The organism is uncultured Campylobacter sp., assembly GCF_937981295.1.
Lineage (GTDB): Bacteria > Campylobacterota > Campylobacteria > Campylobacterales > Campylobacteraceae > Campylobacter_B.
Map to the genome: position 1 here is coordinate 29681 of NZ_CALJPC010000079.1, position 15062 is coordinate 44742.

Genomic DNA, 15062 nt, shown 5'->3' on the forward strand with positions numbered 1-15062 from the left:
ATCATCTCCTAAAGACGAAAAATTTATTTAACAAAAATGACACCGCGGCCAGCGGGATCAAAAGCACAAAACCATTTATATACATATTATCAAATCCAAGCCACTTGAAAAGCCATAGAAAAAATATATTTAAAAAATAAGTAATGATGTAAACTAGTATAAATCTAAATATCAGACCGTTATCACTGCTACCGAATACCAGCTTGCCTATAGTTTTAAAGTTAAACAATACGCCTAGTATCGTAGAAAACAATACGGCAAGAGGATAATATAGACCCAAATAGATAAAAAGGGCAAATAGCCCATACCCAAAGGTAGTATTCATGATGCCTACGAGGAGAAACTTGACGGCTTGTCGTTTAATCATAGCTATCATTTCGTCTATAAATATTTATAGTATTAAAATTTGCCTTATCAATCAGCTCAACCCCAAGTTGAGGTAAAATTTCCATTATATTGGCTACATTACCATTCAAGGTTACTATATCCGAATTCCTAATTGTATTATTAATATCTTGCAAAACGGCTCCGTTTCTAGTGATTTGCATAAGATTTACGCCGCTATCCTGTAGCCATAAATAGAACCTTTCATAACTTTGATCGAAAAAGTTACTATTTTGAATTATTACATCTGTTTGAATATTTAAATTTTTAGATGCATTATTAAACATCAGGCTATTGGGTACAACAAAGGAGTTTATAAATTTATATCTACCCTCTTTTACCCATTTATTCATTACCTTATAAAAATCCTCTTGAATAAAATTATCCTTTCTCAAAAGTCTTTTGTTTATATCAAACGCTTTTTTATAGTATTGATATAAAACAATGTTCTCGGTTGGTCTATTTGTAAAATTAATATATTCTTGTTTAATCAGTTTTGTTGGAGTTACATCAAACCATTGCGTTACTAGGTGATATGGTGGAATTTTATCATTTAAAAGATACATTATTGGTAAGTTAAAAAAGTAAAAATCTTTGTCAGATACTGTATTTTTAGGTACATAATCATGAATATAGTCAAAAATATAAGATAATTTCTGATTCATATAAATATTTTTTAAAGGAATATATGAGGTCTCGGATTTGGCCTCGAATACACTACCTTGATAATTTTCAAGCCAGTTATATGGTATTAAAAATTTTACGTATATTATGAAAGATACCATTACAAGCATCCAATAGATCAGTAAAATCCTGGCTATTTTGCGCAAATTTTGATTTAATAAAAAGCTGAATGCCAACCCTGCACACAAAAGAATGCTATTCATATTTAAGGCGATAGTAGTGAAAGTATTACTATAAACTATAGCAGCAGCACAAAAAGTAATGAAAATGTAAATTTTTGATCCAAAAATACTACTGTTTTTATAGAACATAGCAGCAAACATGATATACAAAATCATAGCTATGGAAAAGCTAATATAAGAGATATATTTAATAATATATAATATAACAGTATTATGAAATAAAACAATATAAGTAAGCGCAGTCAGTCCAATAGCTACGATAGTAAATCGAAATAAGATAGTTGTTCTTGCTGCAATTTGTCCTACCAATACATCATATAGATATACAATATTTTTTCTAAAATATGTAAGAATTAGTATTATAAAAAATTCCAACACGCTTATTGTTAATATCCGACTAAGCTCTGGTTCAAAAATAAATCTAGTCGCTACAGTCCATAAGCTTCCCTTTGAATCATTATCTGTTATTGATGAATGATCAAAAGGCATTATGAAATTTATGGATGCAAAGAATATGATAGTAAAGAGTAGTAAAAATCCTATTCTTCTTAAATAATCTTTTACGCTACTAGATATAAAAGCATAAGATACAAAAAGACTAGCAAAAAGAACTAATCCCACATTTTGCTTTATGAAAAAAAGTAGGACTAGAAATAAGATTCCAAGTATTTGATATATAGCACCTTTATTAGAATTCTCATTTTTTATGGATTTTACTAGAAATAATAGAGTAGAAAATTCTATGATGAAGACGTAGGTATGATAATCCTTCGGTATATATGTCTCCATACTAAACCATAAAAAACTAGCAAAAGTGGCTCCTATAGCACTAGCCGGTTTTGAAAAAAACTCCCTCAAAACAGCATAAAGCAAGATTACCTGTATCATTGCAGCTACTACACCGATGCAGGCAAAAGCAAAGAAATTTATCCCGAATATTTTTTGATAAAAGGCATTTATATAGACAAATAACGGAGTCCATGCTAGATAAAAATCTTTATTTATCACCTCTCCCCTATTTACTAAATAAGCATAGGTTTCCCACCAGCCTTCTTGGAGTGAGAAGTAATGGTTAAAGATAAAGAGATGTAGTATTAATATTATGCTCAAGCACAGTATTAATACAAATTTATCTCTAACGGAGCTATTCACTACGATCTCCTTGCTTTTCATATACGTTAATTGTGTTGAAAAAGGTTGCTTCAGTCGGAGCTACTCCTAGAGTTGGAAATACCCTGCACAGATCAACGATACTACCATCCATTTGTAATACATCACCATTTTGCAAACGGTCGTCTTCTTGCTTTGTGCCATTTTGGTCAGTAGCTATTTTTTTATCACGTCTAATAGTAACTAATGTTATACCGTTTCCCTTTAACCACTCCGTAAATTGTGACCTATCCATACCGAAAAATTTTTCATTTTGCAAAATAATCAACATATTTTTAAGAAGATGGTTTTTTTCTTCCTCGACCGGCACATTATCATATGGAACTACAAATGACTTTATAAATTTATATTTCCCTTCCTGCACCCATTGATTCATGGTTTCATGGAAATCAAGCTGTTTAAAAGAGCTTTTAACTTGAAAATTTCGGTGCACAGTAAAGAAAAACGTCTGATATTGATACATAACAACATTTTGTGCAGGAGATTTGACAAATTCATCATATTCTCTAGATATAGCCTTGGATGATGACACATCTAGCCAATGAGTTACTAAATAATACGGTGGAATTTTATTATTCAATAAGTACATTATAGGAAAGTTAAAAAAATAGAAATCTTTTTGGTTTTTAGATTTAGTAGATACATACTTATCAAAATAATCAAAAATATCTGATATTCGTTCATCCATATAAATACCATCTAACTGAGCGTATGAGCTTTTAGAATTGGCGCTAAAGATATCTACCTGAGTATTGAAATTCCAATAATACGGCATTCTTATAGTTGCTAAAAACATAAAAAATATTATTATTAAATGTATATATATAGTAATGTATTTTATTTGTCTTAATCTACTTATATTTATAATAAATGCGCTGGCAAAAGCTATACATATCATATTACCACTCGCCGTAAAAGCATCAGCCAAAGTACCCGAATAAGATATGGCGGCCATGGCTACAATCATAAAGGCATATATCTTTGATGAATTGCCAATTACATCGTTCCTCTTGAAACATATATACAGCAAAAATAGAATAATACCTATTGAAAGAGATATAAAATTCTTTATTTCTATCCCATTACTACTCATCTTAACAAACATGCAATATATTAAAACTATATGCAATATTATTAGCATTAATATACGAAATTCTCTTGTAGTCTTTGTTATAGTCTTTTCGTATAAATTAATATAAATTTCAGCTATTTTTGATCTTATAAGATAAACGATAAGTACAATTACAGATACAATAAGTGAATTTTTTAATATCGTCTGATTTAAAGGATATGTGGCAAATCTAGTAGCCATAGCAAAAAAACTACCTTTAGAATCATTTTCTGTTATAGAAGATAAATTAAATGGTATGATAAAATTCATAATAGCAAAAAATATGGCAGAGATGATAATTAAAAAACTAATTCTTTTTATATAATCTTTAAAACTTGTAGCGACAAAAGCATATGCGACAAACAAACTAGCAAAAAGAACCAAACCCACATTTTGTTTAATGAAAAACAATAAAATACAAAACAAAATTCCAATTATATGATAAATTCTACCCATATTAGAATTGTAATTTTTGATATATTTTATAAAAAATAGTAATGTCAAAAATTCTGTAATATATACATATGTATGGTAATCTTTGGCAATATAAGTACCGCTATTTACATTTAAAAATGTCGCAAAAAGAGCCGCTATAGCACTAGCCGGTTTTGAAAAAAATTCTCTCAAAACCAAATACAATAAAATTACCTGTATCATTGCGGCTACTACGCCGATGCAGGCAAAGGCAAAGAAATTTATTCCAAATATTTTTTGATAAAAGGCATTTATATATACAAATAGCGGAGTCCATGCTAGATAAAAATCTTTATTGATCACTTCTCCTTTATTTACTAAATAAGCATAGGTTTCCCACCAGCCTTCTTGGAGTGAGAAGTAATGGTTAAATATCAGTAAATGTAACGCAAGCGTTATACAAAAGCAAAAAGCAACCATTAAATTTTCTAAAATTTTAGTGTTAAACATATCTACCTCAAATCATTTAAAATTATTTTCGCGCTCTCATCGAAAATTTTACCTTCCAAATGCGCTTTGCAAAATTCTACTATAAGCCCGTGAAATAGTGCATATGCGCCGTTTTCGTTCTCCAGCTTATCTGCTTTTGCCGCCGCATCACAGGGAAGATTAGCAGAATTTACAAACTCATAGATCCGCTCAAATTCCAGCTCGCCAAGCCACGCGCTAAGCTCGTCGTAGCTTTCAAACTCATAGCCCAAAGCCCCGAGCAGCCGCGCCGAGTAACTGTCCGCGACCATCACCGCGCGCTCGCACGCATAGCACAGGATTGCGTCGCAGCTCTCCGCGCCGATCCCTTTGCGCGCTAGCAGCCACTCGCGGCTAACGCCCGATTTAAAACTCTCAAAATCCCCAAAATCCGCGATTATCGCTTTGCAAAGCAAGCTTAAGCGTCTCGCTTTTTGATTATAAAATCCGCTTACTTTGATGATCTCCGCAAGCTCCGCTTCCTCTAACCCGGCGATGCTTTCTAGGCTCAAAAGCCCTTTGCTGCGTAGGTTCTGCAGTGCTGCATCGGCATTGCGCCACGCCGTATTTTGAATCAAAATCGCCCCCACGACCACCTCAAAGCTTCCAAACGCGGGCCACCAGCGAAAATCCTTAATCTTCACGGCGCGAAAAAGCGCGATAAAAAGCTCGGTCGCGCTCATCTCGCGCATCCAAAATTTCTAGCATCGTTTCTAAAATTTCGCGCGGCGGCGATTTTTTGCGTAAGCTCTAGCACGGCGATAAATTTTACGCCAAGTTTAAATTCGCGCGCCGTATTCATCTGCCGCCGCCCTTTAAATTTGCAAAAAATTCCTCGCCAAAGCTCAAGAAAAACTGCTTTGCCGCGCGGCCGCTACGGCTTGCGCGAAGCATCGCAAACTCACGCGCCTTTGCGTGCAGCTCGTCTAAATTTGCAGCAAAGCTTAGGCGAAATTCCGCCGCGTTCATACCTTGTGCAGCCGCAAAATAGGCATCTACGATCCCCAAATACTCCCGCATGCTCCCGCCGTAAAAGCTTAGCTGCAGCCCGAAGCGCTCGCTCAGGCTAATGCGCTCATTCGCCGCGTCGCTTAGGTGCAGCTCGCCGCTACGGATCTGCGCGGCGTCGTTATCGCTTGCGCATTCGCCTACGATGTGGCGGCGGTTGGATGTCGCATACATCAGCACGTTGCGCGGCGCGCGCTCTAAGGATCCTTCTAGCAGCGGCTTTAGGTGCTTGTAGCCGCTCTCGCCGAGCTCAAAGCTCAAGTCGTCGCAAAAGATGATAAATTTAAAATTTATTTCGCGGATCGCGTCGATTATATCCGCGAGATAACTCAGATCGTCTCTACCGATCTCGATGATCTTAAGGCCTTGCGGGATAAATTTAGAAAAAACCGCCTTCGCAAGGCTTGATTTGCCGCAACCGCTCTCGCCCCACAAAAGTGCGTGGTTGGCGCTTGCGCCGCGCAGGAAGGCGTCAGTGTTTTTTATTAGAGCCGATTTTTGGCTCTCTAGCCCCACGAGCGCGTCAATACCCGTGAAATCGATATCACGGACGATCTTTAGCGCCTTTTTGCTCGCGCGAAAGACGGTGGCTTGCACCGTGCGCCAATCAATCGCGCTAAAATCGCTGAAATAAATTTGCTCGCCAGCGCCGCTCTGTGCATTTTTTAGGACGGCTTGCGGCGCTAAATTTAAACCGCTTGCCGCGTCCAAATTTAACTTTTTGCTCCCGCTTTTGCTCGCGCTTTTTTTGATATTTTCATCGCAAGTTCGCATTTTTTAGCTCCCTTCGCAGATAGATTAAAATTTCGCTTATCACGTCGTCATCATCGCGCGTCTGCGCCTTTAATCGCACCTTATCGCCGTTTGCAAGGGTGATCAAGATATTTTCGTCCATGCTCGAAATCACGCGCAAGCCAAGCTTCGTAGCCAAAACCTTGATCATCATCACGTCGATGAATTGCTTGGTGTAGACGTCCGCGCGCCCGAAGCGATCCTCGATCTCGCCGAAAATTTCAAGCACTTCGCTCGCCTCGGCGCACTTGCTAAGCCGCCTGTAAAGATCTAGGCGCAGGCGATCCTCTCTGATAAATTCCGAGTTCAAAAAGGCGTTTACCGAAATTTTGAGCTCCACGCTTGCAGCAGCGCTCTTTCTGTTTAGCAGCTTGCCGATTTCTTCTTCGAGCATCTTTAGATAAAGCGAGTAGCCGATCGCTTCGATATGCCCGCTCTGCGCCTCTCCGAGCAGGTTTCCGCCGCCGCGAATTTCAAGATCGTGATACGCTAGCACCGAGCCGCTGCCCAAAAACGAGTTGCTCTCAAGCGCTACGAGCCGCTTTAGCGCGTCCTGCGTAAGAGCGGTTTTATCCTCGATCAAAAAGTAGCAAAAGCCCTGTTTGTTGCTGCGTCCGACGCGGCCGCGCAGCTGGTGCAGATCGGCGATACCGAATTTATCGGCGTTTTCGATGATGATCGTATTTACGCGCGGCATATGAATGCCGCTTTCTACAATGCTGGTACAAAGCAGCAGATCGTATCCGCCCGCCACAAATTTTAAAATTTCATCCTCCGTCGTTTTCGCGTCGATCTTGGAGTGTAAAATTAGAATTTTAAGGTTCGGCAAAATTTCAAGCAGTTTCTTTTTGGCGTTTTGCATCGTCGCGATGTGGTTATGGACGTAAAAAATCTGCCCGCCGCGTCGCAGCTCGCGCGAGATCGCCTCTTTTATGATCTTTTCGTCCCACTGCTTGACGAAGGTGCGCACGTCCAAGCGGTCCTGCGGCGGACTAAGCAACGTGGAGTAGCTTTTAATCGAGCTTAGCGCCATATTTAGACTGCGCGGTATCGGAGTGGCAGACATACTAAGCAGGTGCGAGGCGGCGCTTTTCTCTTTGAGCCGCTCCTTTTGCTTAACGCCGAATTTATGCTCCTCATCGATGATTATGAGCCCTAAATTTGCGGGGTTTAAATTTAAAAGCGAGTGCGTGCCGACCACGACGATCGCCTCGCCGCTTTGCAGGCGCTTTAAAATTTCACTCTTTTGCCTCGCGCTGCTAAAGCGATCGAGCTTGAAAACGGGAATTTCAAACTCCCTAAAGCGCTCGCTAAGCGTGGTGTAATGCTGCGAGCTAAGCAACGTCGTAGGCACGAAAAACAGCACCGAATGGCCGCTGCGGATGCAGGCAAAGATCGCATTCATCGCAACCTCAGTCTTTCCAAAGCCCACGTCTCCGCTAAGTAGGCGATCCATCACCTTGCCGCTTTGCAGATCCGCCAAAATCGCGCTCACAGCCTTTTGCTGATCGCTCGTGTAGCTAAAACCGCTTGCGCTTAGAAATTTCGCATAATCCGCGCTTTCGTTTTTGATGACGAGCCCCCGCACCAGCTCGCGCTTGGCCGCCAGCGCGATGATCTTTGAAGCGATCGCAAAGAGCTTTTCGCGCACTCGCTCTTTGATTTTTGAAAAGCTCGCCCTGCCCAGATGATCCAAGCTCACCGCGCCGCCGCTTGCGACGTAGCGATCGATCTTATTTAGATACTCTACCGGCAGCAGCAGTTTGTCGCCGCCCTCGTAGAGCAGGGATACAAACTCCTTGCTGCGCCCCATCACCTCGATAAGCTCAAGCCCGTTAAATTTAGCGATACCGTGATCTTCGTGCACGACAAAATCGCCCACGTTTAGCTCATCCAGAGCTAGGCTCGATCTTCGCACGCGCTTTTTAGGCGCCGCTTTGTTTAGCGAAAGGATGATCCGCTCGGCGCTTATTAAATTTACGACGAAATCCTCGCGTAAAATTTCGATATTGCTAAATCCGCCAAGATCAAACGGCGCGAGCAGTGCGTCGTTTCGCGCGATCAGCGTGATAGCCTCGCTGCGATGAAATTCAAAAAATTCCTGCGACGGCGTCACGGCGAGGTCTTTAAATTTACGCGCCGCGGGCAGTACCTCGATCGCGTCTAAAAAATCCAAATTGCGCTCGGAAAAAATTTCATCCTTTTTGATCTCATGCAGCAAGACGCAATCAAACGCGCTCACGTAATCGACGAAGCCCTCGATAAACCAAAACCCGAGCGAGCCCAGATCGCGCGCTAACGCGTCGCTATCCGCGCGCGATATCTTTTCGCTCACACTCTCAAACTCGTCCTCGCTTAAATTTGCTAAAAACGGCGCTATCTCGGTCTGCGTAAGCTCATCTTTTTCGCTTTTTTGCGTCGCAACGTCAAAGCGTCTGATGCTCTCGACCCTCTCGCCGTCGAGTAGAATTCTAACCGCGCTTTCGCTTCCTACCGAAAAAATATCGATGATCTCGCCACGGAAGCTAACCTCGCCTATGCTTTCGACGATATCGCGCACGTCGTATCCCAGGCGTAAAATTTCCTCTTTCAGCTCGCTTAAGTTTAACTCGCTTCCAAATTTTATATTTAGCGGGCGCAGATGGCTTGCGGTGGGGAGTTTGTTTAGAATCGTGCGGACGGGCGAGATTAAAATTTTTTTGCCGCTTGCTTTGTAAAACGCGCTAAGAGCGGTGCTGATACCCGCAAGCTCGCCCATGTAGCTGCGCAGATCCTCGCCAAAGCTCGCTCTAAAATCTGGCAGGCAAAAGGCCGCGTAGCCCATAAATTTAAGCACCTGCTCGCACGCCGCAGCCTCTTTATCGTCCTCGCAGATCAAAAGCTCTTTTTGGTTTTGCAAAAAGTATTCGTAAACCTCGGCTTGCATTATTTAAACCTTTCGATCTGGTGCTGCACGACGTTTGCGATCTCCTGCCACGATACGTTAGGCTCCAAGGTCGAGATATTTTTGAAATTCTGCGCGTTCCAGCTCATAAAATTTGCAGGATCAACGCTTTGAGCTAAAAACCTAACTTCGTAATGCAGGTGCGGGCCGGTACTGTAGCCGGTGTTGCCGCTATAGCCGATGAGATCGCCCTTTTTAACCCAAGAACCGGGCGTTACGACCGCAGAGCTAAGGTGGCCGTAGCGGGTCTCAAAGCCGTAATTGTGTGATAGAATCACTAAAATTCCATATCCGCTGCCACTGCCGCCTGCAAACTGCACGAAGCCCTCTGCCGTCGCAAACACCGGAGTGCCCTCGCTTGCTCGCAAGTCAATGCCGTGGTGCATCCTCATAACGCCGCTGATTGGATGAGTGCGCATCCCAAAAGGGCTAGTGACGCCGCGATACTGCATCGGAAGTCCATTAGGCACAGCGCTAAGAATCGCGCTCGCCGTTTTTTCGCTAGCTGCGATATGCGCGCCGGAGCCCTTTTTACGCTCCTTTTTCATCTCATTCATCGCAAGCATTACCTGGATATCACTATCTAGCCCGCCTCCATCGTCTTCGCGTCCATCCAGCTTGGCAAGCACCTCCTCATTTTTGCCCTCAAGGGCGATATTTTGCTCTTTTAGCGCGAGATTTTCAGCGTATAGGGTTTTGTTTAGCTCTTTTAAATTTGATCGGTCGCTCGCGAGTTTAAAGATCGCAAAAAACAGAACGAGCAGAAAAATTACAAAAAACGCGGATAAAATTTTAAGTTGAAATCTAAAATTTTCGCCAAAATACAGCGTCTTGGTGCCAAAGTGATCGCTTAGGGTAAGTTTAGTTTTAGCCACGGCGCGCCTCAAGCCATAAAATGAAATTTTCTACCAAATGAAACGAGCCGAAAACCAAATACTCCTCGTCCGCTCTAAGCTCGCCGCGAAACGGCGAATGCGGAATTTTAAGCGCGTCAAGCGCACGGGTTATCGCCTCTGCCGCCATTTCGCGATCCGCAACCTCGTAGTTAAAGATCTCCACGCGCTCTACCACGGGCGCTAAAGTCCGCAGCACCGCAGCCACGTCCTTATCGGCAAAAGCATTGTAAATCAGCACGATTTTTTTGCCTCCGTAGATTTCGGTAATTTCGCGGGCTGCTTGCTGCGCCGCAAGCTCGTTGTGCCCGACGTCCACGCGTAAATTTGGCGCCAAAACTTCCATCCTGCCGCGTAAATTTAGAGGCCGCAGCTGTGAAATTTCAAATTTCAAATTTAAAAATTTCATCGCGGCAAGCGCTAGGGCTAAATTTGAAATTTGAAATTTAGGCAGATTATTGTGCGCGCAAAACTCCGCGATCTGCGCTTGCTCGCTCTTGCTTAAAAGCTCTGTTGCAAACCTCAAATGAGTTCCTTTTTGCTCTGCGATCTGCCTTGCGATACGAAGCGGAACCTCGCTCATCTCATCGCTTAAAATCGCCGCTTGCTGCATCGTAATGAGCTTGGTGTGGGCGATCTGCTCTAGATTTTGTCCTAGCATACCCAAATGATCGGTGCCGATCGGTGTAAAAAGCGACAGCGTGCGTCCAAAGCTCGACGTAGCGTCAAACTCGCCACCCATCCCCGCCTCGATCACGCAGTAATCGCAATCCCTAAAAAGCACTGCCGCCGCAAGCGTGAGATACTCGAAATACGACAGGCTATCTTTAAACTCCGCGGGCAAGCTCTCTTGCAAAAACTCATGCGCGAAATCAAGCTCCTCATCCATAGCATCGCGCCCTAGCGAAATGGGAGGCGAGCTTTGAGCGGATTTGGAATTTGATCTTAGCTGAGATTTAAAATTTTGCTCCGGCGAGAAATTGAAATTTTGCTCAGACGTCGATTTGAGATTTTGCGAATTCCATAAATTTTGCGTAGAAGCAGAATTTTGCGTATCGATCGAATTTCGCGCGATGAAATTATGCTTGCTACAAAAATTTTGCGTGGTATAAACGGAGTTCTGCAGGGCGGAATTCTGCTCACCATGCGAATCCTGCATGGTGATAAAATCCTGCGTGGTGGAATTTTGCAAATTAGAAATAGAAATTTGAGAGGCGGAATTTTCTCCGCTCGCAAAATTTTGCATCTTTACGGAATTTTGTTTTTCCGTAAAATTTGACGCCGAAGCGGAATTTTGCTCGTTTTTAAAATTTGAAGCACCTGAATTTAACGCAAAAACGGGGCTTTGCGCGATGTGTCCGCCTAGATAGATGCGCTCGTTGAGCTTAAAAACGTGCGGACTGGTGTAGTGCCCGACGTTAAAGCCCGCTGCGGCGATCGCGTTAGCCAAAAACCGCCCGGTGCTGCCCTTGCCGTTGGTGCCGATGATCTGAATGACATTTCTGAGCGGAATTTTATCTTTAATGGCAGCATATGCCCGCGGGAAGCGCTCGTAGTCGATTTTTTTGTAATAAATCGGACGATTTTGCAAAAATTCTTTAATGCTGCGCCCGCTCAAGTCTGAATCCCCTAATCGCAAGCGCCGAAATAAACTCGTCAAACGCCTGCGCGGAGGCATTTTCGATCGCCTTGTAGCGGTCCTTATCGCTAATGATCGAGCTCGTATCGTAACTATTTTTGACTAGGCGGCTAACTTTAAAATCGTAATCGCCCACGCAATCCTTGCTGAAAACCTCGCCATTTTTAAGCTTGGTGCTAAAATTTACGATGAGATTCGCACGGTAGCTAGTGACATAGCCGAACTGATCGTATGAAAGCTCGCTAAAGCTTAGGCTTTTTATGCTCGCTACTACGATCGTCTGCGCCGAGTTTTTATCCGAAAGGCTCATCCCTAGGCGCTGGACTATACCCTGTCTGATCGCATCTTTGATAGCGACGGTGTTTTGCGGATCAGTTTTGCTCATCATCACATCCACAAATACGCTTCCACTCATCGTCTCTTTCGCGATCCTCGAAACGGGCTTGTAGCCGCATCCGATTAAAAAAATCAAACAAAAAACGGTTAAAACTCTTCTCATCTTCGCCTACTTTATCACCAAATTTACGAGCTTATTTTTGACATAAATTTCTTTTACGATGCTCTTGCCCTCTAACCATTTGGCGCAATTCTGCTTTGCAAGGCTTAAAATTTTGCCCTCGCTTAGGCCCGCATCCGCTTCGAACTCGGCGCGCTTTTTTCCGTTAATCGTGACGGCAAGTTTAATAGTATCGCTTTCGAATACCTCTTCGCAAACTCTCAGCTCGCCGAAATTTCGTCTTTTAAACAGCTTCTCGCTAAGCTCGGCGCAGATGTGCGGCACAATAGGCTCGAGCAAGTTTAAAATCACAAAGTAACCCTCAGTAAATACGTCTTTGTTGCTCTGCGTATTTAGCGCATTTAGCGCCTCCATACACGCGGCGATTAGGGTATTAAAAGCAAAGCTGCTCTCATAAACCTGCTGCGACTTCTTAAGCGCCTCGTAAACTTTGAGGCGGGCGTATTTTTCCTCTTTATTTAAAGCGGCGTGGTCGATCTGCGGAATTTTATCCGTAGCATAAGCGTTTTCGGCGCGATCGTAGAGGCGGCTAAGAAATTTATACGCGCCCTCTACCGCGCTGTCGTTCCACTCAAGCTCCTTTTGCGGCGGCGCGGCAAAAAGTATAAAAAGCCTCGCCGTATCGGCGCCGTAAGTCTCGATAATGTCGTCCGGATCGACGGTGTTTCCTTTGCTTTTGCTCATCTTTGCGCCATCTTTTAGCACCATGCCCTGGGTTAGCAGCCGCTCAAACGGCTCGCTATCGCGCAGATAGCCTATGTCGCGAAGAGCCTTTTGGAAAAATCTCGCATACAAAAGGTGCAGGATCGCGTGCTCGATGCCGCCTATATATTGATCGACGTTCATCCAATAATTCACGCTTTGCTCGTCAAACGCCCGCTGCTGCCACGTCCGCTCGTCGCTTGCGTAGCGCGCGAAATACCACGAGCTTTCAAAAAATGTATCGAGCGTGTCGGTCTCGCGCACCCCGTCGCCGCCGCATTTAGGGCATTTGCAAAACTTCCAGCTAGGATGCGCGTCGAGCGGATTGCCTTTGCCGGTGATCTTAATATCCTGCGGAAGCTCTACGGGCAAATTTGAAATTTCCTCGCTTACCAGCCCGCATTTTGAGCAGTGGATCATCGGGATCGGCGCGCCCCAGTAGCGCTGGCGGCTTACCCCCCAATCGCGCAGTTTAAAATTTACCACGCGGCGTCCGAGCTTTAACTCCTCAAATTTTGAGATAACGGCGCTTTTTGCCTTCTCGCTATCCATGCCGCTAAATTCCGCGGAATTTACCAAAACTCCGCTCTCTACGTAGGCTTTGCCGGCGTCGTGATCGCCGCTTTTAGGAGCGATGCTTTGAATGATCGGCAGGTTAAATTTCTTCGCAAACTCGAAGTCTCTCTCATCGTGCGCAGGCACAGCCATAACCGCACCGCCGCCGTATTCTGCTAGGACGAAATTCGCAGTCCAAACGGGGATTTTTTTGCCGCTTAACGGATGAAGCACGCTGATTCCGAGGCTCACGCCGTCTTTATCGCTTGCTTGGCGCTCACGCGGGCTTTGATTTAAAATTTCTCTCACCTTCGCCGTAGCTTCCACGTCGAGTAAGCCTTCATCCAAAAGCCTCTTTACAACCTCATGCTCCGGCGCAAGCGCCGCGTAGCTCATACCGTAAATCGTATCGGGGCGCGTCGTAAAGACCTTAAAGCCCTCGATGCCGCCAAGTTTGGCGCTGCTTTGCTCGTCAAATTTAAAGCTAAATTCCAAACCCTCGCTGCGTCCGATCCAGTTTTCCTGCATCGTAAGCACCTGAGCGGGCCACTTGCCCTCAAGCTGTTTTAGGCAATCCAAAAGCTCCTGCGCGTAGGCGGTGATTTTTAGGTAGTAGCCAGGCATCTGCTTTTGCACGACCTCATTGCCGCAGCGCCAGCACCTGCCCTCCTCAACCTGCTCGTTGGCAAGAACCGTCTGATCGTGCTCGCACCAATTTACCACGGCGCTTTTTCTGTAGATGAGTCCTTTTTCAAAAAGTTTGATGAAAAATTCCTGCTCCCAGCGCGTGTAAAGCGGATCGGAGGTGGCGAGCATGCGACGCTTTGAGAAGCTAAAGCCCAGGCGGTGCAGCTCGTTTTTCATATAATCGATATTTTCATAGGTCCAAGCTCTGGGATGGGTGCCGTGTTTGATCGCCGCGTTTTCTGCTGGCATGCCGAAGCTGTCAAAGCCGATCGGCTGAAGCACGTTGTATCCGCGCAGCCTGTAGTAGCGGCTCAAAGCGTCGCCGATGCTGTAGTTTCGCACATGCCCCATATGGATGCGGCCGCTTGGATAGGGAAACATCGAAAGGATATATTTTTTAGGCAGGCTATAATCGTCCTTAGGCTCGAAAACCCCTTCATCGTCCCAAATTTTCTGCCATTTAAGCTCAATACTTTTACTATCGTAAGGCATTTTGCGCTCCTAGAATTCGTCTTTGGTTTTTGCCGACTCAATCGCTATTAAAATTAGCGAGAAAAAGTTTGCAAGTAGCGCGCCGATCGCAAGCGAGGTCACGATCGACAAATCTCCCGGCGCTACTACAATCAAAACGAACGCCGGTATGAGATGCAGATCCGCGACGAGCGAGCTTGCAAAAAGCTCAGCTGCTAGCATATTTCGCACGCCTACCTTCAAAAGCGTCGAGACCGCATTTACGCTGGTTGCTATGAAAAGTAAAATTTCATTCTTCTCATACAAAAACCCGCCTATCGTAGTCATACTCATCAGCGCAAAAAATATGTAAATTACCCTTCCCCAGTTCATCTTCTATCC

Annotated in this window: 12 protein-coding genes; all 12 read right to left on the bottom strand. The window is 44.0% G+C overall.

What is annotated here, in order from left to right:
• Position 1 precedes the first annotated feature (1 nt).
• Genes Q0135_RS07400 through Q0135_RS07455 form a run of 12 tightly spaced genes read right to left on the bottom strand, consistent with a single transcriptional unit; the run spans position 2 to position 15053 of the window.
• Positions 2 to 367 carry a GtrA family protein gene (locus Q0135_RS07400; protein ID WP_297964256.1) on the bottom strand — a complete coding sequence of 122 codons (366 nt, stop codon included), beginning with the start codon at positions 365 to 367 and terminating at the stop codon, positions 2 to 4.
• Complete coding sequence (locus tag Q0135_RS07405) at positions 360 to 2402, bottom strand: glycosyltransferase family 39 protein (protein WP_297989541.1); 2043 nt, start codon at positions 2400 to 2402, stop codon at positions 360 to 362. The genes Q0135_RS07400 and Q0135_RS07405 overlap by 8 nt, the downstream gene beginning before the upstream one ends.
• Positions 2395 to 4455: a glycosyltransferase family 39 protein gene (locus Q0135_RS07410; RefSeq protein WP_297989543.1), complete on the bottom strand. Its 2061-nt coding sequence runs from the start codon at positions 4453 to 4455 to the stop codon at positions 2395 to 2397. The genes Q0135_RS07405 and Q0135_RS07410 overlap by 8 nt, the downstream gene beginning before the upstream one ends.
• A gap of 2 nt (positions 4456 to 4457) precedes the next feature.
• Positions 4458 to 5156 (bottom strand): 3-methyladenine DNA glycosylase, encoded by a 699-nt coding sequence (locus Q0135_RS07415; RefSeq protein WP_297989545.1) that lies wholly within the window; start codon positions 5154 to 5156, stop codon positions 4458 to 4460.
• Positions 5153 to 5275: a hypothetical protein gene (locus Q0135_RS07420; protein WP_297989546.1), complete on the bottom strand. Its 123-nt coding sequence runs from the start codon at positions 5273 to 5275 to the stop codon at positions 5153 to 5155. The genes Q0135_RS07415 and Q0135_RS07420 overlap by 4 nt, the downstream gene beginning before the upstream one ends.
• The gene (locus Q0135_RS07425; RefSeq protein ID WP_297989547.1) at positions 5272 to 6255 is read right to left on the bottom strand and encodes an ATP-binding protein; all 984 of its coding nucleotides are present in this window, start codon (positions 6253 to 6255) and stop codon (positions 5272 to 5274) included. Before Q0135_RS07425 ends, Q0135_RS07420 begins: the two co-directional genes overlap by 4 nt.
• Positions 6239 to 9199 carry a DEAD/DEAH box helicase gene (locus tag Q0135_RS07430; protein ID WP_297989549.1) on the bottom strand — a complete coding sequence of 987 codons (2961 nt, stop codon included), beginning with the start codon at positions 9197 to 9199 and terminating at the stop codon, positions 6239 to 6241. Before Q0135_RS07430 ends, Q0135_RS07425 begins: the two co-directional genes overlap by 17 nt.
• Entirely contained in the window at positions 9199 to 10092 is an 894-nt protein-coding gene (locus Q0135_RS07435; protein WP_005872272.1) for a M23 family metallopeptidase, read from the bottom strand. Before Q0135_RS07435 ends, Q0135_RS07430 begins: the two co-directional genes overlap by 1 nt.
• A complete protein-coding gene (locus Q0135_RS07440) occupies positions 10085 to 11728 on the bottom strand; it encodes a bifunctional folylpolyglutamate synthase/dihydrofolate synthase (RefSeq protein ID WP_297989551.1) in 1644 nt (547 codons plus the stop codon). The genes Q0135_RS07435 and Q0135_RS07440 overlap by 8 nt, the downstream gene beginning before the upstream one ends.
• Complete coding sequence (lptE, locus tag Q0135_RS07445) at positions 11709 to 12248, bottom strand: LPS assembly lipoprotein LptE (RefSeq protein ID WP_177389347.1); 540 nt, start codon at positions 12246 to 12248, stop codon at positions 11709 to 11711. The genes Q0135_RS07440 and lptE overlap by 20 nt, the downstream gene beginning before the upstream one ends.
• A gap of 6 nt (positions 12249 to 12254) precedes the next feature.
• Positions 12255 to 14702: a leucine--tRNA ligase gene (leuS, locus tag Q0135_RS07450; RefSeq protein ID WP_297989553.1), complete on the bottom strand. Its 2448-nt coding sequence runs from the start codon at positions 14700 to 14702 to the stop codon at positions 12255 to 12257.
• A gap of 9 nt (positions 14703 to 14711) precedes the next feature.
• Positions 14712 to 15053: a DUF6394 family protein gene (locus Q0135_RS07455; RefSeq protein ID WP_005872279.1), complete on the bottom strand. Its 342-nt coding sequence runs from the start codon at positions 15051 to 15053 to the stop codon at positions 14712 to 14714.
• Positions 15054 to 15062: the final 9 nt, after the last annotated feature.